The organism is Pseudomonas sp. 67(2021), from assembly GCF_017491835.1.
Taxonomy (GTDB): domain Bacteria; phylum Pseudomonadota; class Gammaproteobacteria; order Pseudomonadales; family Pseudomonadaceae; genus Aquipseudomonas; species Aquipseudomonas atacamensis.
On record NZ_JAFGYL010000010.1, the window covers coordinates 167,919 to 188,346 of the forward strand.

15 protein-coding genes are annotated in these 20,428 nt (G+C 61.2%); 6 read left to right on the forward strand and 9 right to left on the reverse strand.

What is annotated here, in order from left to right:
- Positions 1-2 precede the first annotated feature (2 nt).
- Positions 3-1,700 carry a glutamine--tRNA ligase/YqeY domain fusion protein gene (locus J5M66_RS14910; RefSeq protein WP_207808118.1) on the reverse strand — a complete coding sequence of 566 codons (1,698 nt, stop codon included), beginning with the start codon at positions 1,698-1,700 and terminating at the stop codon, positions 3-5.
- 251 nt (positions 1,701-1,951) lie between these two features.
- Here J5M66_RS14910 and J5M66_RS14915 point away from each other — a divergent pair, with 251 nt between their 5' ends.
- Positions 1,952-2,458: a peptidylprolyl isomerase gene (locus J5M66_RS14915; RefSeq protein WP_038862220.1), complete on the forward strand. Its 507-nt coding sequence runs from the start codon at positions 1,952-1,954 to the stop codon at positions 2,456-2,458.
- On the forward strand, positions 2,455-3,207 hold the full coding sequence (gene lpxH / locus J5M66_RS14920; RefSeq protein WP_024013425.1) for a UDP-2,3-diacylglucosamine diphosphatase: 753 nt from the start codon (positions 2,455-2,457) through the stop codon (positions 3,205-3,207). The genes J5M66_RS14915 and lpxH overlap by 4 nt, the downstream gene beginning before the upstream one ends.
- 117 nt (positions 3,208-3,324) lie before the next feature.
- On the opposite strand, the gene J5M66_RS14925 is transcribed toward lpxH, so the two are convergent.
- From J5M66_RS14925 to J5M66_RS14955, 7 genes are all read right to left on the reverse strand, one after another.
- Positions 3,325-4,854: a DHA2 family efflux MFS transporter permease subunit gene (locus tag J5M66_RS14925; protein ID WP_039763332.1), complete on the reverse strand. Its 1,530-nt coding sequence runs from the start codon at positions 4,852-4,854 to the stop codon at positions 3,325-3,327.
- A 219-nt stretch (positions 4,855-5,073) separates the two neighbouring features.
- Positions 5,074-6,276 (reverse strand): HlyD family efflux transporter periplasmic adaptor subunit, encoded by a 1,203-nt coding sequence (locus J5M66_RS14930; protein ID WP_024013427.1) that lies wholly within the window; start codon positions 6,274-6,276, stop codon positions 5,074-5,076.
- Positions 6,277-6,291: 15 nt separating this feature from the next.
- A complete protein-coding gene (locus tag J5M66_RS14935) occupies positions 6,292-7,761 on the reverse strand; it encodes an efflux transporter outer membrane subunit (RefSeq protein WP_123442114.1) in 1,470 nt (489 codons plus the stop codon).
- Positions 7,751-8,233, reverse strand: a complete 483-nt coding sequence (locus J5M66_RS14940; RefSeq protein ID WP_016775300.1) for a MarR family transcriptional regulator — start codon at positions 8,231-8,233, stop codon at positions 7,751-7,753. Before J5M66_RS14940 ends, J5M66_RS14935 begins: the two co-directional genes overlap by 11 nt.
- A 250-nt stretch (positions 8,234-8,483) precedes the next feature.
- A complete protein-coding gene (locus J5M66_RS14945; protein WP_207808117.1) occupies positions 8,484-12,158 on the reverse strand; it encodes a translocation/assembly module TamB domain-containing protein in 3,675 nt (1,224 codons plus the stop codon).
- Entirely contained in the window at positions 12,155-13,882 is a 1,728-nt protein-coding gene (locus J5M66_RS14950) for an autotransporter assembly complex family protein (protein WP_122703744.1), read from the reverse strand. The genes J5M66_RS14945 and J5M66_RS14950 overlap by 4 nt, the downstream gene beginning before the upstream one ends.
- Positions 13,883-13,948: 66 nt before the next feature.
- Positions 13,949-14,599 (reverse strand): GNAT family N-acetyltransferase, encoded by a 651-nt coding sequence (locus J5M66_RS14955; protein ID WP_016775303.1) that lies wholly within the window; start codon positions 14,597-14,599, stop codon positions 13,949-13,951.
- 260 nt (positions 14,600-14,859) lie between these two features.
- Between J5M66_RS14955 and xthA the strand changes: the two genes are divergently transcribed.
- Positions 14,860-15,672 carry an exodeoxyribonuclease III gene (gene xthA / locus J5M66_RS14960; RefSeq protein WP_073471316.1) on the forward strand — a complete coding sequence of 271 codons (813 nt, stop codon included), beginning with the start codon at positions 14,860-14,862 and terminating at the stop codon, positions 15,670-15,672.
- A 204-nt stretch (positions 15,673-15,876) separates the two neighbouring features.
- On the forward strand, positions 15,877-17,211 hold the full coding sequence (locus J5M66_RS14965) for a phosphate ABC transporter substrate-binding/OmpA family protein (RefSeq protein ID WP_207808116.1): 1,335 nt from the start codon (positions 15,877-15,879) through the stop codon (positions 17,209-17,211).
- A gap of 138 nt (positions 17,212-17,349) precedes the next feature.
- On the opposite strand, the gene J5M66_RS14970 is transcribed toward J5M66_RS14965, so the two are convergent.
- Entirely contained in the window at positions 17,350-18,579 is a 1,230-nt protein-coding gene (locus J5M66_RS14970) for an acyl-CoA dehydrogenase (protein WP_016775307.1), read from the reverse strand.
- Between the two features lie 171 nt (positions 18,580-18,750).
- Here J5M66_RS14970 and J5M66_RS14975 point away from each other — a divergent pair, with 171 nt between their 5' ends.
- On the forward strand, positions 18,751-19,680 hold the full coding sequence (locus J5M66_RS14975) for a LysR family transcriptional regulator (RefSeq protein WP_016775308.1): 930 nt from the start codon (positions 18,751-18,753) through the stop codon (positions 19,678-19,680).
- A gap of 198 nt (positions 19,681-19,878) precedes the next feature.
- A complete protein-coding gene (locus J5M66_RS14980) occupies positions 19,879-20,277 on the forward strand; it encodes a MerR family DNA-binding transcriptional regulator (protein ID WP_016775309.1) in 399 nt (132 codons plus the stop codon).
- Positions 20,278-20,428: the final 151 nt, after the last annotated feature.

A 20,428-nucleotide genomic window follows, 5' to 3' on the forward strand; every position in this document is an offset into this window, starting at 1 on the left:
ACTCACTGGCCCCACGAATCACGCAGGGTCACGGTACGGTTGAATACCGGCTGACCGGGTTTCGAGTCCTTCAGGTCTGCGACGAAGTAGCCTTCGCGCTCGAACTGGAAACGGTCTTCCGGCTGGGCGTTGCCGAGCGATGGCTCAGCGCGACAACCGGTCAGCACTTGCAGCGAGTCAGGGTTGATGTTGTCGAGGAAGCTGGCGCTGTCTTCGGCCTTCTCCGGGTTCGGCGAACGGAACAGGCGATCGTACAGACGCACTTCGCACTCGACGCTGGCGGCGGCCGGCACCCAGTGGATCACGCCTTTGACCTTGCGCCCTTCCGGGTTCTTGCCGAGGGTGTACGGGTCGTACGAGCAACGCAGTTCGACGATGTTGCCGTCGGCGTCCTTGATCGCTTCGTCGGCGCGGATCACGTAGCTGCCGCGCAGACGCACTTCACCGGCCGGTTCCAGGCGCTTGTAGCCCTTCGGCGGCTCTTCCATGAAGTCTTCACGGTCAATGTAGATTTCCCGGGCAAACGGCAGCGCGCGCACGCCCATGTCTTCTTTCGGGTGGCGTGGCAGTTCGAGGTTTTCGACCTGGCCTTCCGGGTAGTTGGTGATGACCACTTTCAGCGGACGCAGCACGCACATGGCGCGCGGGGCACTGTGGTCGAGGTCGTCACGAATGCTGAATTCGAGCATGCCGAAATCGACCACGCCGTCGGAACGGTTGGTGCCGATCATTTCGCAGAAGTTGCGGATCGATTTCGGCGTGTAGCCACGGCGGCGGAAGCCCGACAGCGTGGACATCCGCGGATCGTCCCAGCCATTGACGTGCTTCTCGTCAACCAGTTGCTTGAGCTTGCGCTTGCTGGTGATCGTGTAGTTCAGGTTCAGGCGGCTGAACTCGTACTGGCGCGGGTTCGCCGGCACCGGCAGGTTCTCCAGGAACCATTCGTACAGCGGGCGATGGCTTTCGAACTCGAGGGTGCAGATCGAATGGGTGATGCCTTCGATGGCGTCCGACTGCCCATGGGTGAAGTCGTAGTTCGGGTAGATGCACCACTTGTCGCCGGTCTGGTGGTGATGCGCGTGGCGGATGCGATACATGATCGGGTCGCGCAGGTTCATGTTCGGCGAGGCCATGTCGATCTTCGCCCGCAGCACGCGCGCACCGTCCGGGAATTCACCGGCCTTCATGCGCGCGAACAGGTCGAGGTTTTCCTCAACCGAACGGTCACGGAACGGACTGTTCTTGCCCGGCTCGGTCAGGCTGCCACGGTATTCCTTGGCCTGCTCCGGGGTCAGGTCGTCAACGTAGGCCTTGCCGGCCTTGATCAGCTCGACGGCCCAGTCGTGCAACTGGTCGAAATACTGCGAGGCGTAGCGCACTTCACCGGACCATTCGAAGCCCAGCCATTTGACGTCGCTTTCGATCGCGTCGATGTATTCCTGATCTTCCTTGGCCGGGTTGGTGTCGTCGAAACGCAGGTGCGTGACGCCACCGAACTCCTGGGCCAGGCCGAAGTTGACGCAGATCGACTTGGCGTGGCCGATGTGCAGGTAGCCGTTGGGCTCCGGCGGGAAGCGAGTCACGATCTGGGTGTGCTTGCCCGAGTCCAGGTCTGCCTGGATGATCGGCCGCAGGAAGTTGACCGGCACGGCAGGGCCGGACTTGGCATTCGAGGTAGGGTCGACAGTGGGCTTGCTCATAGGATCCTTGACGTACAGGTGCGCGGCCGCAAAGAGGGGCCAGACAAAACAAAGCCGCTATCATAGCCGATGCTGTCAAGGGCCTGACAGAGCAGCTCTTATAAAGGCACGCATTTAATCGCCGGGAAATGAAAAACCGCCTCGAAATTCGCGCCTGTCACGCTAAACTGCGCACCTTGGCCGAAGCAGGCTGAACCGGTTGTGGGGCTCAATGTCCCAGAACCACGAATTCCCTATGAAGAGTAATGACCATGACTCAAGTCAAACTGACCACCAACCATGGCGACATCGTCATCGAACTGAACGCTGAAAAGGCGCCGATCACCGTTGCCAACTTCATCGAGTACGTCAACGCCGGTCACTACACCAACACCGTATTCCACCGCGTCATCGGCAACTTCATGATCCAGGGCGGCGGTTTCGAGCCAGGCATGAAAGAGAAGAAAGACAAGCGCGCAAGCATCCAGAACGAAGCGGACAACGGTCTCTCCAACGACAAATACACCGTCGCCATGGCCCGCACCATGGAGCCGCATTCGGCTTCGGCACAGTTCTTCATCAACGTCGCCGACAACACCTTCCTCAACCACAGCGGCAAGACCACTCAGGGCTGGGGCTACGCGGTATTCGGTAAAGTGACCGCCGGTACCGACGTTGTCGACAAGATCAAAGGCGTGTCGACCACTTCCAAGGCCGGCCATCAGGACGTACCAGCAGACGACGTGATCATCGAGAAAGCCGAGATCATCGCAGCGTGATATTGCTGATTTCAGACTTGCATCTGGAAGAGGAGCGCCCGGACATTACCCGGGCGTTTCTGGATTTGCTCGCCGGACGCGCCCGCTCGGCGAGTGCGTTGTACATCCTCGGCGACTTCTTCGAGGCGTGGATTGGCGACGACGCCATGACGCCCTTTCAGCGTTCCATCTGCCAGGCCCTGCGCGATTTGAGCGACAGCGGCACGGCCATATTCCTGATGCACGGCAATCGCGATTTCATGCTTGGCAAGGCCTTCTGCAAACAGGCCGGCTGCACCTTGCTGAAGGATCCGAGTGTCGTGCAGTTCTACGGCGAACCGGTGCTGCTGATGCACGGCGACAGCCTGTGCACCCGCGACGTTGGCTACATGAAGCTGCGCCGCTACCTGCGCAACCCGATTACCCTGTTCATCCTCCGCCATCTGCCGCTGAGCAGCCGCCACAAACTGGCGCGCAAGCTACGCAGCGAAAGCCGTGCACAGACGCGGATGAAAGCCAATGACATTGTCGATGTCACCCCGGAAGAGATTCCGCGAGTGATGCAGGCATTCGGCGTGAAGACTCTGATCCACGGCCACACCCACCGCCCGGCAATTCACAAGTTGCAGCTTGGTGAGCAGGCGGCGAAGCGGATTGTGCTGGGGGATTGGGATCGTCAGGGTTGGGCGTTGCAGGTGGATGAGAGCGGGTATGCCTTGGCGCCGTTCGATTTCGCCCCGCCACCCGCCCTGCCTGCCCCGAGCGCATGATCGTTCCTACGCTCCGCGTGGGAATGCAGCCCGGGACGCTCCGCGTCCCATCCAGAGCCGAACGCAGAGCGTCCGTTGAGGCATTCCCACGCAGAGCGTGGGAACGATCTTGCGCGATCAGTGCCCGCTGGCAGCAGGCCCTGCCTTGGCGGCAAACGGCGGCTTAGCCAGCCACACGATCAGAATCAACCCCATGAATCCCCAGCCCAGCAACGTGAAGTAATCCACGGTGGAGAGCATGTACGCCTGGCTCGTGAGGATCTGATCCATCTGCGCATACGCCGACTGGCTCGCCCCGCCCAATTGATTCAAGGTCTCGCGGGTGGCTGGCTCGAACGTGCTGATGCTTTCGCTCATATACGCATGATGCTGATCGGCCCGGCGAATCCAGATCCAGGTGGTCAGCGACGCCGCGAAGCTGCCGCCCAGTGTCCGCAGGAAAGTCGCCAGGCCTGCGCCGTCAGCGATCTGGCTTGGCGGCAAGTCCGACATCAGAATGCTCAGGGTCGGCATGAAGAACAGCGCCACGCCGATGCCCATGAACAACTGCACCAGAGCGATGTGCTGGAAGTCGACTTCGTTGGTGAACTCGGCACGCATGAAGCAGCTCAGGCCGATCGCCAAAAATGCAATGCCGGCGAGCAGACGCAGATCGAACTTGTGCGCGTATTTGCCGACAAACGGCGACAGCAGCACCGGCAGAATCCCGATCGGCGCCACGGCAAGTCCCGCCCAAGTCGCGGTGTAGCCCATTTGCGTCTGCAACCACTGCGGCAGGATCAGGTTGATGCCGAAGAAGCCGGCATAACCCAAGACCAGCACCAGCGTGCCGATGCGGAAGTTGCGATAGGCGAACAGGCGCAGGTTGACCACTGGATGGCGGTCGGTCATTTCCCAGATCACGAACACCGCCAGGGCGACCACGGAAATCGCCGCGCCGACGATGATGAAATTCGACTCGAACCAGTCCAGGTCATTGCCCTTGTCGAGGATCACCTGCAACGCGCCGACGCCAATGATCAGTGTGATCAGGCCGACGTAATCCATCGGCTGGCGACTGGTCACCACCGGCCGTTTCGCCAGTTGCGAACGCACCACCATCACCGCAAAGATGCCGATCGGCACGTTGATAAAGAAGATCCAAGGCCAGCTGTAACTGTCGGTGATCCAGCCGCCGAGAATCGGCCCGGCGATGGGCGCGACCACCGTGACCATCGCCAGCAGCGCCAGGGCCATCCCGCGTTTCGCCGGCGGATACACCGCGATCAACAGCGTCTGCGTCATCGGGTACAGCGGCCCAGCCACCAGGCCTTGCAGCACGCGAAAGCCAATCAGCTCAGGCATCGAAGTCGAGATACCGCAGAGAAACGACGCCAGTACAAACAGCATCGTCGCCCACAGAAACAGCTTCACCTCACCGAAGCGGCGGCTTAGCCAACCGGTCAGTGGCAGCGCAATTGCGTTGCTCACGGCGAACGAGGTGATGACCCAGGTGCCCTGCTCCGAACTCACCCCGAGGTTGCCGGAAATCGTCGGCAACGCCACGTTGGCGATGGTCGTGTCGAGCACTTGCATGAACGTCGCCAGCGACAGGCCGATGGTGCTGAGCAACAGGCTGGGCGGCGTGAAAGAAGCGTTATTGCTCATTGTGAATCCTATGAAACCTGATGGTCGCTGCGGCCTGATGAACACAGCCGGCCCTGTGGTAGCAGGCCCTTGTGGCGAGGGGATTTATCCCCGCTGGGTCGCGAAGCGGCCCCTCTTTTGGCTCAGGAAAAGCGGGCCTGCTGCGCAGTCCAGCGGGGATAAATCCCCTCGCCACAGATAACCCCTCACCACAGAGCCTGCTTCTGATCCGGTGTGCTCTCAGCGCTGTGCGGTCTTGCCTGCTGCTGCGCTGTTGTCGTGAATCAACTGGGCAATCATCGCGTCCGCTTCGGCCAGTTGGCGGTCATACACATTGGTGCTGAACGAGGCTTTTTGCGGCGGTTGCTGGGCCAGCACCGGGCCGCTCTGGTCGTGCAGATTGACCTCGACATTGGTCGACAGACCGACACGCAGCGGGTGCTTGGCCAGCTCTTCGGCGTTGATGTGGATACGCACTGGCACGCGCTGGACGATCTTGATCCAGTTACCGGTGGCGTTCTGTGCAGGCAGCAGAGCAAACGCGCTGCCGGTACCGGCGCCGAGGCTGTCGACCGTGCCGCTGTATTTCACGTCGCTGCCGTAAATGTCGGCCTCGATATCCACTGGCTGACCGATGCGCATGTCACGCAGTTGGGTTTCCTTGAAGTTGGCGTCGATCCACAGCTGATCCAGCGGAATCACCGCCATCAACGCGGTGCCCGGTTGTACGCGCTGGCCGAGCTGCACGGTGCGCTTGGCGACGTAACCGGTGACCGGCGCGATCAACGTGCTGCGGGCATTGGTCAGGTAGGCCTGACGCAGATCGGCAGCCGCCGACATTACGTCCGGATGGGACGAGACCACGGTGTCGTCGACCAGTGCGCTGGTGGTTTTCAGTTGCTGTTTGGCGTTGGCCAGAGCGTTCTGCGCCGAGGTCAGGTCGTCGCGGGCGTGGGACAGCTCTTCCTGGGAAATCGCCCCGCCCTGGGCGAGATTTTTCCGCCGGTTGTAGTTGTCCTGGGCCTTCTGCACTTCGGCCTGCTGCGCATTGACCTGAGCTTTCATGCCGTCGACGTTGCTATACAGGCCGCGCACCTGACGCACGGTGCGCGCCAGTTTCGCCTTGGCACTTTGCAGGCCGACTTCGGCATCGTTGGGGTCGAAGTTGACCAGCACCTGGCCTTCCTGGACCAGATCCCCGTCATCGGCGCCGATGCTGACCACGGTGCCGGTGACCAGCGGTGTGATCTCTACCACGTTGCCGTTGACGTAGGCATCGTCGGTACTTTCGTTAAAGCGCCCGATGAATTCGTGATAGGCCCAGACGCCGGCAATGGCGAGCAGGACCACCACGGCGAGGGCCAGCAGCATCACCTTGCGTTTGCGCGGGTTGCCGGTGTCCGGGGTGTTGTCTTGAGCTTGGGTGTTTTCGGCAGTGGCCATGACAAATACCTTGAATTATGGGTGCGACGAGGCTGGGCTGGCGTTGACTGCGTTCAGGTTTTCACCCTGAAAGCCGCCGCCCAGCGCTTGCATCAGTTGAATCGACAGGTCGATCTGCTCGGCATTGAGGGTCGCCAGCTGACGCTGGGCCTGGAGCAATTGCTGCTCGATGCTGAGCACGTCCAGGTAGTTGCCGATGCCGGAACCGTAACGCTGGACGACGGTGTTGTAAGAATCCTGAGCGATGTCGGTGGCGTGCTGCTGCGCACCGATCTGCCGGCCGATATCGCGCAGCTGATTGATCGTATCGCCGACATCGCCGAGGGCTTTCACCAGACTTTTGTTGTACTGCGCCACCGCCAGATCGTAATCGGCGTCGCGCGCATCGAGGTTGGCGCGCAAGCGTCCGCCATCGAAAATCGGCAGCGACACGGTCGGCGCGATGTTGAAGAAGCGGCTGGCCGAACCGAACATCGCATCACCCAGCAACGACTCGGCGCCGGCCGAGGCCGACAGATTGAGGTTGGGATAGAAACGGGTTTTCGCCGCATCGATGTCTTTGCTCGCCGCCTCGACACGCCAGCGCGCCGCAACCAGATCCGGGCGGCGGCCGAGCAGTTCCGCCGGCAACACCGACGGCACCGCCACGGCGCTGGCTTGCAGAACTTTCGGTCGGGCGATCTCGTTGCCACGATCCGGGCCTTTGCCGAGCAATACCGCCAAGGCGATTTTCGCGCTGTTCAAGCGTTTTTCCGCGTCGATCAGGCTGGCCTGAGAACTGGCTTCCAGACTCTGGGTTTGCTGGAACTGGTACTGGCTGTCGATTCCCGAACTCAAGCGGCGCTGGCTGAGGTCGAGCATTTGCCGGGTGCGCTTCAGGTCTTCGCTGGCGAGGTCGTAAACGATGTGCGCCTGACCGAGATCGCTATACGCACGGGCGACGTCAGCGGCAAGTGTCAGCTGCGCGGCCTGACGGTCGACTTCAGCAGCGCGAGCCTCGCCGAGGGCGGCTTCCCAGGCATCGCGCTGACCGCCCCACAAATCGAAGTTGTAATTGAAACCGGCGCTGACATTGCGCACCGTCGCATAGGCGCCGCCCTGCCCCAGCGGATCCTGATCACGAGCCAGCCGCGAACGGCTGATGCCGGCGCTGGCGTCGAGGGTCGGATAACGCTCGGCATCGGCGGCATAGGCGGCGGCACTGGCCTGATGGGCGCGGGCTGCGGCGATCTGCATGTCCGGGCTGTCGTGCAGGGCTTCGCGGATCAGGCCGTCGAGCTGCGGATCGCCGAGGCTGCTCCACCAATCGCTTTTCGGCCACGCCGCCGGCGACAGGGTGACGCCGTCGAGAGACTGCGCTGTCTTCAGGCTCTTCGCGTCGAGGCGTTGGCCTTGAGTGTCGAGGCCGCTGTAGTTGGCGCAACCGGCGAGGATCATCGCCGACAACAGCAGCGTCAGACTGCTGCGCAAAATGTTAGCGCTCATTGTGATCACCTAGACGCTGGATGGTGATCGGGTCACCGGCGGCCAGCAGGATTTTCTTCAGGATATATTCCAGGGTTTTCAGCTCTTCGCGGGAGATCGCGCCGGCCAGTTCATTCATCGCATCGGCACCGATGTGCGGCAGACGATCAGCCAGTTGCTGGCCCTGCTCGGTCAGTTTCAACTGCACCTGACGGCGGTCGCCTTCGCTGCGCTGACGAAGCAGAAAAGCCTTCTGCTCGAGGCGATCGAGCATGCGCGTCATCGACCCGCTGTCCAGCGACAGATGCCGGCACAGCTCGGCCGGGGTGTCGACGCCGAACTGGGCCATAATGATCAACACCTTGAACTGCGCGGCGGTGATGCCGTGCGGTTCCATGTGGGTATCGATGATCCGATCCTTGAGCAACGCGGCACGACCGAGCAACAGGCCGAGGTGGCAATGTTTGAATTCTTCCGGGGTGAAATGCTTCATGGGTCGACCTGATAACTGCCTAGGCAGTGAATGTATGTCGAGATGTTACTGCTTAGGCAGCGAATGTCAACGCAATAGTTAGGGGGCTTGGTAATTAGTCGCTGACCGGTCACGCTGAATCGTTCCCACGCTCCGCGTGGGAATGCAGCCGGGGACGCTCTGCGTCCATTTTTTTGAGAGCGGGGACGCAGAGCGTCCCTTGAGGCATTCCCACGCAGAGCGTGGGAACGATCATTGAAGGGAGCGAGAGCTAGAAATCCCGCTTGTAGAAGATATCCAGCGAGCTCGCCACGCCGCTCGCCGCTTCGACGTAGACCTTCTTGCTCAGCTTGTAGCGCAGGGCGATGGTGCTGGCCGGTTCGAATACACCCACTCCATAGCGCAGGCTGAGTTTTTCCGAGATGTTGCCGCTGGCGACGACGCTGGTGTCGTTGCCGCTGCCTTGGGTGTCGAGTTGGAAGTCCTGAATACCCAGATCCTTGGCCAGGCCGCTGGTGATCCCGGCGCTGCCCATCAGACCCAGACCCAATGCCGCTTGCGCGAGCATATTGTTATCTTCGCCGCTGGTGCTCAGCGGACGGCCCAGCACCAGGTACGACAGCGCCTGTTCCTGACTCATCGCCGGTTCGGAGAAGATCTGCGTGGTCGGTTGTTCGGCGCTGCCGCTCAGGCGAATACCGGCGATGACGTCGTCGGTCTGGCGGATCGCTTCGATGTCCAGATACGGCTGGTCGATGGGACCGGCGAACAACAGACGCGCGCGACGCACCGTCAGGCGCTGGCCATAGGCGCGATAGCGGCCGTCGTTGAGCCAGAGTTCGCCACGGGTGTCCATGTTGTCGCCGATGTGCACCTGACCTTGCAGATTGGCGGTCAGGCCGAAACCGGCGAAGCTCAGCTTGTCCTGGCCGACGATCACGTCGATGTCCATTTTCATCGCGATCGGTGGTTTGCCCTCTTCCGTCTGCGCACCAACGATGATCGTGTCGTCGGAGACTTTCACGGTTGATGGCGGCAGCTCGCGCACGGTGATTTCGCCTTTCGGCACCAGCACCTTGCCGGCAACTTTCAGCTCATCGCCGGCCATGGAAATCTTCAGGTCCGGGGCCATTTCGAGTTTGGCGTAGGGTTCGACGCTGACCGGCAATTGCGAGCCCTTGAGCGCCAGATCGACCACCAGTGCCTGACCCCAGGCGACGTTGCCGTTGAGGCTGCCCTTGCCAGTCTTGCCGCTGTTCCAGCCGCCGTCCAGTCGCACCGATTCGCCGGCGATCGCTGCAGTCAGTTGCAGATTCTGCAGCTCCATCGGCAGTTCGGCGCCGGACACTTCGCCATCGCTGAGCTGCACAGTGCCGTTGACCAGCGGTGCGAGCAGGCCACCGGAAATAGTGCCGCTGCCGTTGAGCCGGCCGGTGAGTTTTTCCACCATCGGCACGAACGGCCGCGCCACCGATAGATCGAGGCCGGAAAGGCGGAACGAGCCGCTCAGCGGTTTGTTTTTCGGCAGCGGATTGAGCTGCGCCTGGACCAGCAATTCGCCGAGTTTGCCGCCGACAAAATTGAGCTCGGTGTCGACGCGCTTCGGCGTGAGCTTGCTGTTGAGTTTGAGGGTCTGGTAGGGGAAATCCAGCCACTGATCCTTGTCGCGCACGCGCAGGGTGCCGCCGCTGGCATCGACACTGACCACGCCGTTCGGGCCGCTCGCCGGCAAGTCCAGTTGCAGATCGGCGTTGAGTCGGCCCTGCCAGGCGAAGTCCTTGGGCAGCCACTGCGCAAGGCTTTCGATCGGGAATTGCTTGAGGTGATAACGCAGCTTCGGCTCGGGCATCAGGCGCTGGTCTTCGCCACACAGGCTGGCGTTGCCGGACAGCCAGCAATGCGCGCCGAAATTGATCTGGCCGTCCGCCAGGCGTTCCAGCTTGGCCGGGCTTTGCAGCTTCCAGTCCTGACCACCGGCCTGAATGTCGCCACTGGCCAAGCGTCCGCGCCAGTTGCCCTTGTCGAGATTGCCGTCCAGACCCAGCGCCAGTTTCAGCTTCGGTCCGATCAGGTCGAGGTTGAGTTTCTGGCTTTTGATATCGCCCTGAGCACTGGCGGTCAGGGTGCCCAACGAGGTATCGCCAGTCTGAATGCCGCTGCCTTTGAGATTGATCTTCGCCCGCTGCGCGCTGTCGAGCGTGGCGTCGAGGTTGAGGCTTTGCAGACGGTTGTCCTGAAAGGCCAGTTGCGAACCTTGCAGATCGAGCTTGCCTTGCGGCGCCTCCAGCGTGCCGGCGACGTTGACCTGACCGTTGACCTGACCGCGCAATTGCGGCCACAGCTGGGCCAGACGCGGCAGCTTGATGTCGATCTGCCCGCCGAGTTTGTCCTGCAGGCTGCCCTTGCCGTTGATGCTGTTATCGCCGAGGCGGATCTGCAGGGCATTGAGGTTCCAGCGTTCGCCCGCGCCGTCAGCCTTGGCCTGGAGGACCGCCGGCTGACCGCGCAATTTGCCTTTGAGGTCGAGGTCGGCGCTGAGGCTGAGCTGATCATTCTTCATCTCGCCTTTGCTCTGCAACCGCCCGGCCAGAGTGCCCGGCAGTTCGGCGACCCAGTACGCCGGGTTGAGCGCCGACAGATCCAGCGCGGTATCCCAGGCGATGCCGTCGGCGAAGCGCACATTGACGTGCCCTTCGGCCTTGCCCTGCCCGGCCTGCATGACCAGTTGCGGCAAAGCGATCTGTTCCAGACTGCCGCTGAACGGACTGCTCAAGGTGAACGCGCCGGCCGGGCCATCCAGCGCCGCGTCGAAATTACCGAGGTACTGGCCGTCGGTGTAGGACACTTCGCCGGTAAAGGTGCGCAACGTCACTTGCGGCTCGTCGATTTCCGGATAGAGCCGGTGCCACGGGAAGTCTTGCCAGTTGATATTGGCCTGAGCGCTGAGGCCCTTGCTCCAGTCGACATTGCCGGTGAGCTTGAGGCTTTGCGTGTCGTTGGCGTTGAGGTCGAGGCCGGCGATCTGCGCGCCATTGGCGTCGACCTTGCCTTTGAGCAGCAGCGCTACTGGCGATTTTTCGGCGGGCAGCGTGGCGTTGCCGAGCAGTTGATAACCGTTTTTCAGGTCGCCTTCGCCCGTGAGCACAAGCTGATTGAATTGCAGGGTGTCCGGCAGATCGGCGCTGGGTTTGAACGCGTCGCTGGTGATGCGCAGCTTGGCCGGCAGGTTTTCCGCCAGCGCTTGCAGTTCACCGTTCAACTGGCCGTCGAGGTAGCCACGGCTGTCGGCGTGCAGGTTGAGGGTTTTCAGCAGATCACCTTCAACTTTCAGCGCCAGCGTCCACGGCTCGCTGCCGGGAGAAGGCAAAGTCAAATCGCCCTGAATCGTCAGCGGCCAGTTGCCGCTCGGTTGCAGCAGGCCGGACAGGTTCAGGCTGAGCTCGTCGCGCTGCAATTTCACGCTGTCGATCTGCAGGCCCTGAGCGGTCCAGTGCGCCGCCAGTTGCAAGCCCTTGAGCTGTTCGCTGCCGTTGAACAACAGGCTGCCGACTTCGACATCGCCCAGTTCAATGGCCAACGGCAATTGCAGGTCCGGCAGTGTGATCGGGCCGCTCTCGGTGGTTTCTTCGCTCGGCGGGAATTGCAGGATTACCTGCTCGGCCTTAAGCTGATCGATGCACAAGGTCATGCGCGTCAGGCACAGTGGCGACCAGGCGAAGATCGCCTTGTTCAGCTCGACTCGGCTGGTGTCCTGCTGCCACACCAGGTGATCGGCGCTCCATTGCCCAGCGAGGCGACCGTGGAAATTCTCCACGCTCAGGCCCGGCACCAGGCCCAGCGCCCAACGACTGCCGGCCTGCGTGCCAAGTAGTGCGGAGATACTCAAGACGATCAACACGACCAGCGCCAACAGCGTCAGCGCCGTAATTTTCACACCACGCTTCACAGCTCAGGCCCCATGGAAAAGTGCAGCCGGATGCCGCCGTCGTCGTCCAGCGCATGGGCCAGGTCAAGGCGGATCGGCCCGACCGGCGAGACCCAGCGCACACCCACACCGACCCCGGTCTTGAGGTCGGGCAGTTCAAGTTTGTTGAAAGAGTTGCCCTGGTCGACGAAGGTCGCGACCCGCCATTTTTCGGCGATCGAGTATTGATACTCGACGCTGCCAGCCACCATGTAGCGACCGCCAATCCGTTTGCCATCGGAATTTTTCGGCGACAGGCTCTGATAGTCGTAACCGCGCACGCTCTGATCGCCACCGGCAAAAAAGCGCAGCGATGGCGGAATAGAGTTGTAGCCGTTGGTGGCGCTGCCGCCGACCTGCACGCGGCCGAGCAAGCGGTGCTTGTCGAACACCGTGGTCAGGCCTTTGACCAGCGCGGTGCCATATAAAAGGTTGTTGTCCGAACCGAGGCCTTCCTTGGCCACTTTGCTTTCGAAGCTCAGGCGATAGCCGTTGCGCGGGTCGATGCGGTTGTCGCTTTTGAGGTACGAATAACTGATGCCGGGCATCAGCAACGTGCTCAGGCCGGAGTCGTCGCCGAGTTCGTATTCTTCACGTTGCCATTTCAGCGAGATCACCCGCTGCCAGCCGCTGGGCAACTTGCTATGCCATTCCGGGCCGAAGGTCAGCAGCTTGCTGAGGGTGTCGGAGCCTTCGATGTCTTCGAACTGATAGCCGCCGGCCCAGCGCAGTTTGTCGGTCAGTGGTGGGTCGAGCGGGATGTCGTAGAACAGCCCGACGTTCTGCCGGGGCGCCGAGAGTTCGGCCTCCCAGCCATAGCTGTCGCCCTGCGGGTTGACCCAGTGACGCGTCCAGTTGGCCTTGATCCGTGGCCCGACGTCGGTCGAATAACCGAGTCCCAGACCCATGGTGCGCGGCTTGCGCGTGTCGAGTTTGACGGCGACCGGAATCACATCGTTCTGCGCTGCCGTCGGTGCTGCGTCGACGCGCACGCCTTCGAAATAGCCGCTCGATTGCAGGTCGCGGTTGAGTTCGGCGATCAGTTCCGAATCATAAGGCTCGCCTTCCTTGAACGGCACCATGCGTTGCAGCAGGTCTTCGTCGAACGGCGTGTCGCCCTCGAAACTGACTTTTCCCAGCGCATAGCGCGGGCCGCTGTCGTAGATCAATTCGATGTCAGCCACGCCCGCGCGGGGATCGACCATGAGTTTCTGGCTGGTGAAATGACCGCTGAAGTAACCGAAGCGCGAGGCCTGGTTCTGGATCACCCGTTTGGCGTCTTCGTAACGGCCATGGTTGAGCACGGCGCCGGACTTGAGCAGGTCGCTTTTCGGTACGCGAAAGGATTTCAGCGAGGCCGCCGGGCCGTCGACGCGCACGGTGACGTTGCGCAGGCGAATCGGCTCGCCGGGATCGATGTTCAGCACCAGACGCGGTTTTTCCCCGCCCTTTACGTCACTGTCGATCTGCGGCTGATAGTAGCCCAGAGCCTGCGCCGCTTTGCGCGCCTGCTCTTCGGCACCGCGACTGAAACGCAGCAAGGCTTCTTCGTCGCGATCGCCGAGGCTGCCGATATAGCCTTCTATATTGGCCTTGAGTTCATCGTTGGACGGCTTGATCCGTACATCCAATTCACTTTGCGCCAGCGCCGCGCAGCTGGATAACAGCATCAGCACGCCGCTGGTAAATCTTCGTGGAAACTTCATAGGCGCGGATGCTATCACGGGCTCGGGAGCCTGATAGAACAGGTAATTTGTGAAGAAGTTCGATCGTTATCCCGTTGCTGTTTGTAACACCTGCGGATTGGCGTGGAAAAATACGTGTTCGCGCACCGGTCCGACGGCAACCTCGCCGATCTCCTGATAACCCTGCCTTTTATAGAATTCCAGGTAGCGCGGGTTGCCGGTGTCGAGCACCACCCCTTGCGAGGTTTCATCGACCGCGCACCAGTTGTGCACGGCGGTGAGCAACTGTTCGCCGTAGTGCTTGCCCTGAAACTGCGGGTGAACGCCGAGCAGCGGCAGCATGTGCACCGAGTCACCCGGCACGCATGCGGCGACGGCGTCGTGGTATTCCAGATAACGCCGGGTGCAGCGAAAACCGGTGCTGAGCACCATGCGCAAGCGCCACGCCCAGCTTTCGGTAACGCCCAGGCGCCGTTGCGGTGGTGCGATCAGGGCAATGCCGATCAAGCGGTCGTTGACCAGCAGGCCGATCGCCGGCAGGTCCTGGAGAAAATGCTGTTTGACCAACTCGCGCACCGTCGCGCGCACGCGCTGTTCGTAGCCGGGACGCTCGGCTTCGAACAGGTAGCCGAAGGTCGGCTCGTGGCGATAGGCCTGATACAGCAACGAGCGGGCTTCGCGTGAATAGCCGCGGTCGAGCATGTGGATGTCGGCAACGGCGGACTGGGTTTCAGGCATTGCAGTGATTCTCCCCGGGGGCGCGCTCGGAGACTGGCGCGCTTGTTGGTACGAACCTTGGGCGGGCGATGTGGTTCCCCTGACAGGTATAGACCAAGTCGGGATCTTCATCGATCTTGCCGGCCTCTTCGCGAGCAGGCTCGCTCCCACAGAGGCGCTGCATAGGGCATCACAAATCCCACAGGCCAAAATGATTTGTCCCACACTGGCCCATCTTCCCCATGTCAGCTAGCATCGCCCTTTTGCCAGGACTGCCGACCATGAAGATTGTTTCCTTCAACATCAACGGACTGCGTGCCCGTCCGCATCAGCTGGCAGCGCTGATCGAAAAACATCAGCCCGACGTGATCGGCCTGCAGGAAACCAAGGTCCACGACGACCAGTTCCCCCACGAAGACATCCGCGCCCTCGGTTACCACGTGCACTTCCATGGCCAGAAGGGCCATTACGGTGTCGCCCTGCTCTCGCGCAACGAACCGATCGCCATCCATAAAGGCTTTGCCACTGACGAAGAAGACGCGCAGCGGCGCTTTATCTGGGGCACTTTTGCAGATGCCAACGGCGTGCCGGTGACGATCATGAACGGCTATTTCCCCCAAGGTGAAAGCCGCGACCACCCAACCAAATTCCCTGCCAAGGAACGTTTTTACAGCGATCTGCAAGCGCTGCTGGAAAGCCAGTTCCACAATGAACAGCCACTGGTGGTGATGGGTGATGTGAACATATCCCCGGAAGACTGCGACATCGGCATCGGCCCGGACAACATGAAGCGCTGGCTGAAAACCGGCAAATGCAGCTTCCTGCCGGAGGAGCGCGAGTGGATGGCGCGCCTGAAGAACTGGGGCCTGACCGACAGCTATCGGCACCTCAACCCCGACGTGAGCGACATGTTCAGCTGGTTCGACTATCGCAGCCGTGGTTTCGAAGATGAACCGAAGCGTGGTCTGCGCATCGATGTGATTCTGGCGTCCCATGGCCTGCTGCCACGGGTCAAGGATGCCGGCGTGGACTACGAACTGCGCGGCATGGAAAAACCCTCGGACCATGCGCCGATCTGGCTTGAGCTGGCCTGATTCGCGAGTTGCCTGAGATCCCTATGGGAGCGAGCTTGCTCGCGAAGGCGGAGTGTCAGTAATCAGATATGTTGCTGATACGCCGCCTTCGCGAGCAAGCTCACTCCCACAATTGATATTTACACCCTTCAATCCCTGTCATATTTCGGTCACGCGCCTGACTTAATCTCCCCGGCAATCCCCTTGGCTTGATTCGGTGCCGGAATGACCCTGCGTGTTCTCTGCGTTTTCCTGTTGAGTGGCTGGCTGTCGGTGTCCGCCGCCGCCCTGCCGATCCCCGAAAACGGCCCGGCATTACGCATTCAGGGCTCCAACACCATCGGCGCCGAACTCGGCCCGGCGCTGGTCGAAGGCCTGTTGCAGGAACAAGGCCTGCTGAAAATCCACCGCGAAACCCCGGACACCGCCAACGAACAACGCATCGTCGGCCAGACCGCACAAGGGCAACGCGTAATCATCGAAGTCGCCGCCCACGGTTCCAGCACTGGCTTCACTGCATTGAAAAACGCCAGCGCCGATCTGGCCGCCTCTTCCCGTGAGATCAAGGACAGCGAACTGCTTGCCCTGCAAACCCTCGGCGATCTGAAAAGTCCGGCGGCCGAGCAAGTCATTGCCATCGACGGCCTGGCGATCATCCTCAACCCGGCCAACCCGCTTGAGCAGTTGAACACCGAGCAACTGGCGCGGATTTTTGCCGGCGAAGTGAAAAACTGGGAAGAGCTCGGCGGCCGTGGCGGCGCCATACACTTATATGCGCGGGATGATCAATCGGGGACATACGACACGTTCAAGGAACTGGTCCTGAGCCGGCGAGGGAAAAGTCTGAGCAGCGCGGCGAAACGTTTTGAATCCAGCGAGCAATTGTCCGATGCGGTCAGCGCCGATCCGCAAGGTATCGGCTTCATCGGCTTGCCTTACGTGCGCCAGGCCAAAGCCGTAGCGATTGCCGACGGCGCGTCGCAAGCGATGCTGCCGCTGAACAGTCTGATCGCCACCGAAGATTATCCGCTGTCGCGGCGCTTGTTCTTTTATCTACCGCCGGACAGCCGCAATCCGTGGGCGCAGGCGTTGGCAACGTTCGCGCAAAGTCCACAGGGACAGGCGATCGTCGCGACCAGCGGTTTTGTCAGCCAGACCGTGCAGGCCATGAGCGTGGCGCCGAATGCGCTGATGCCCGAGGGTTACCAATCCCTCAGCCGGCATGCCCAGCGCCTGACAGTGAATTTCCGTTTTGCCGAGGGCAGCGCCAGTCTGGACAACAAGGCGCGGCAGGATCTGGCGCGGGTGCTCGACTATATAAAGCGCAATGGCAAGACCGAGCGGGCGGTGACGCTGGTGGGGTTTGGTGATTTGAAGGATGACCCGGCGCGGGCTGATCTACTGTCGAAGCTGCGAGCAATGGCGGTGCGGCGCGAGCTGGTCAAAAACGGTGTGGTCATGCGCGAAGTACGCGGCTTTGGTGCGCTGATGCCGGTGGCGACCAACAGCGCGGATGAAGGGCGGATCAAGAATCGGCGGGTTGAGGTTTGGGTGTATTGATCCTGACGCCTGATCGTTCCCACGCGCAGCAAAGGAACGCATCCCGTGACGCTCCGCGTCACAGTGGACGCAGAGCGTCCGTGGCGGCATTCCCACGCAGAGCGTGGGAACGATCAGACTGGGGGAGGCGACGCGGTGTTACTGGCCGCTGCGCAGCATTTCCTTCGGCACATACTTGCCGATCTCGAACTTGCCAATCGCCGCGCGGTGCACTTCGTCCGGGCCGTCGGCCAGACGCAGGGTGCGCTGCATCGCATACATATAGGCCAGCGGGAAATCGTTCGACACCCCTGCCCCGCCGTGCATCTGGATAGCGCGGTCGATCACCCGCAGGGCCACGTTCGGTGCGACGACTTTGATCTGCGCAATCTCGCTTTTCGCCACTTTGTTGCCGACGGTGTCCATCATGTACGCCGCTTTCAACGTCAGCAGACGCGCCATGTCGATTTCCATCCGCGAGTCGGCGATCTTGTCGATGTTGCCGCCCAGACGCGCCAGCGGTTTGCCGAATGCGGTGCGGCTCACCGAGCGTTTGCACATCAGTTCCAGCGCACGCTCGGCCATGCCGATCGAACGCATGCAATGGTGAATGCGGCCTGGGCCAAGGCGACCCTGAGCGATTTCAAAGCCGCGTCCTTCACCGAGCAGGACGTTTTCGTACGGCACCCGCACGTTATCGAACAGCACTTCGGCGTGACCGTGCGGTGCATCGTCGTAACCGAACACCGGCAGCGGCCGGACGATCTTCACCCCGGGGGTATCGACCGGCACGAGGATCATCGAGTGCTGGGCGTGACGCGGCGCGTCGGGGTTGCTCAGGCCCATGAAGATCAGAATCTTGCAGCGCGGATCGCAAGCGCCGGAAGTCCACCATTTCTTGCCGTTGATTACCCACTGATCGCCATCACGCACGGCACGGGCGGCCATGTTGGTCGCGTCGGAAGACGCCACGTCAGGCTCGGTCATGGCGAACGCCGAACGGATCTCGCCGCGCAGCAGCGGCTCGAGCCAGCGCTGTTTCTGTTCTTCGTTGGCGTAGCGCACCAGCACTTCCATATTGCCGGTGTCCGGCGCCGAGCAGTTGAACGGCTCGGGCCCCAGCAGGGAACGGCCCATGATTTCCGCCAATGGCGCATATTCGAGGTTGCTCAGGCCGGCGCCCAGCTCGGACTCAGGCAGAAACAAATTCCACAGCCCTTCAGCCTTGGCCTTGGCCTTGAGCTCTTCCATGATCGCGGTCGGCTGCCAGCGATCGCCCTCGGCGACCTGGCGTTCGAACACCGCTTCGGCCGGGTAAACGTAAGTGTCCATGAACGCAGTCACGCGCTCACGCAGTTCCTGAACCTTGGGCGAATAAGCGAAATCCATGGGTAGTTACCTTCTCGGGCAGAGGTTGTTCAAGTCATGCAATCGATGCTAGAACAGCGCTGATCATTTACCTAGCCTATTCTCGGCGTGTATAAACATTCATCACCAATATATGATCCGCTGATCGTCAGCCCCAAAACACTTGCACTTAATAACAAGAGAAGCCGCGTTATGAATCTGAGCAAGGTCGACCTGAACCTTTTCATCGTCTTCGACGCGATCTACACCGAAGCCAACCTGACCCGCGCCGGGCAGATTGTCGGGATCACCCAGCCGGCGGTGTCCAACGCGCTGGCGCGGTTGCGCGAAACCTTCAACGACCCGCTCTTCGTGCGTACCGCTCAGGGCATGGTGCCGACGCCGATGGCGCAGAACATCATCGGCCCGGTGCGCAACGCCCTGTCGCTGCTGCGCGTGTCGGTGCAGGAAAGTCGCATCTTCAACCCGGCGCAGGCGGTCAAGACCTACCGCATCAGCATGACCGACCTGACGGAAGCAATCATTCTGCCACCACTGTTCCAGCGCCTGCGCCGCCTCGCGCCGACGGTGATCATCGAAAGCTTTCTGTCCAAGCGCCGGGAAACCACCAAGGAACTCGCGGCCGGGCGTCTGGATTTCGCCGTGGATGCGCCGCTCAACACCGACCCGCAGGTGCGCCACGTCAAGCTGATGGACGACCGTTACGTCTGCGCCATGCGCAAGGGCCACCCAATGGCGGGCAAGGAAAAACTCAGCCTCGACGACTACCTGTCGCTGACTCACATCCATATTTCCAGCCGCCGCAGCGGTCTGGGTTATGTCGATCTGGCGCTGGGCAAAATGGGCATCCAGCGCAAGATCGCCCTGCGCTCGCAGCACTATTTGATGGCTTCGCAAGTGATGCAGCAGACCGACATGGTCATGACCGTGCCGGAACGCTTTGCCCGCCGCCATGATTTGCAGTCGTTCAATTTGCCGGTGAATGATGTGCCGTCGGTGGAAACGCATTTGTACTGGCACGAAAGCACCGACCAGGACCCGGCCAACCGCTGGATGCGCGAGCAGATGATCGAGTTGTGCCAGCAGGTGACGGCGCAGGAGAAGAAGCTGGAGAAGGTGTAGGGCTTTTTTACCGCGTTATCGTTCTTCGCGAGCAGGCTCGCTCCCACAATGAATTGCATTTCATCTGAAGGAACGCGGTCGAATGTGGGAGCGAGCTTGCTCGCGAAGGGGCCTGTACAGACAACCACAACCATCCTTCTTGACGTAAACGTAAACCACCGATTAGCTTAGCGCCATGCCCATTTTCCGAGCGCTTTCATGAGCAGTCAGACCTACAGCATTTCCGACCTCGCCCGCGAGCTGGACATCACCACCCGGGCGATCCGCTTTTATGAAGAGCAAGGCCTGCTCAGCCCCGAGCGTCGTGGCCAGGAACGGATCTATTCGCCGCGCGACAAGGTCACTCTGAAGCTGATCCTGCGCGGCAAGCGCATCGGTTTTTCCCTGGCCGAATGCCGCGAGCTGATCGAACTCTACGACCCGTCAGGCGGTAACACCAAACAGCTCAACAGCATGCTGGCGAAAATCAGCGAACGCCGCGAACAGCTCGAACAGCAGCTGCTGGATATCGAACAGATGAAGCTCGAGCTGGACACAGCCGAAGAGCGCTGTGTGCAGGCGCTGGAGCAGACGCTCAAGAGCCAGCAGGCGATCTAGCAAATATTGGTGCCCCTGTGGGAGCGAGCCTGCTCGCGAATGCATTCTGTCATCCAACATTAACGGTGACTGATCCACCGCTTTCGCGAGCAGGCTCGCTCCCACAGGGTTCTTCGTGAACTCAAAAAACAGGCTGGTCCCACCCATGTCC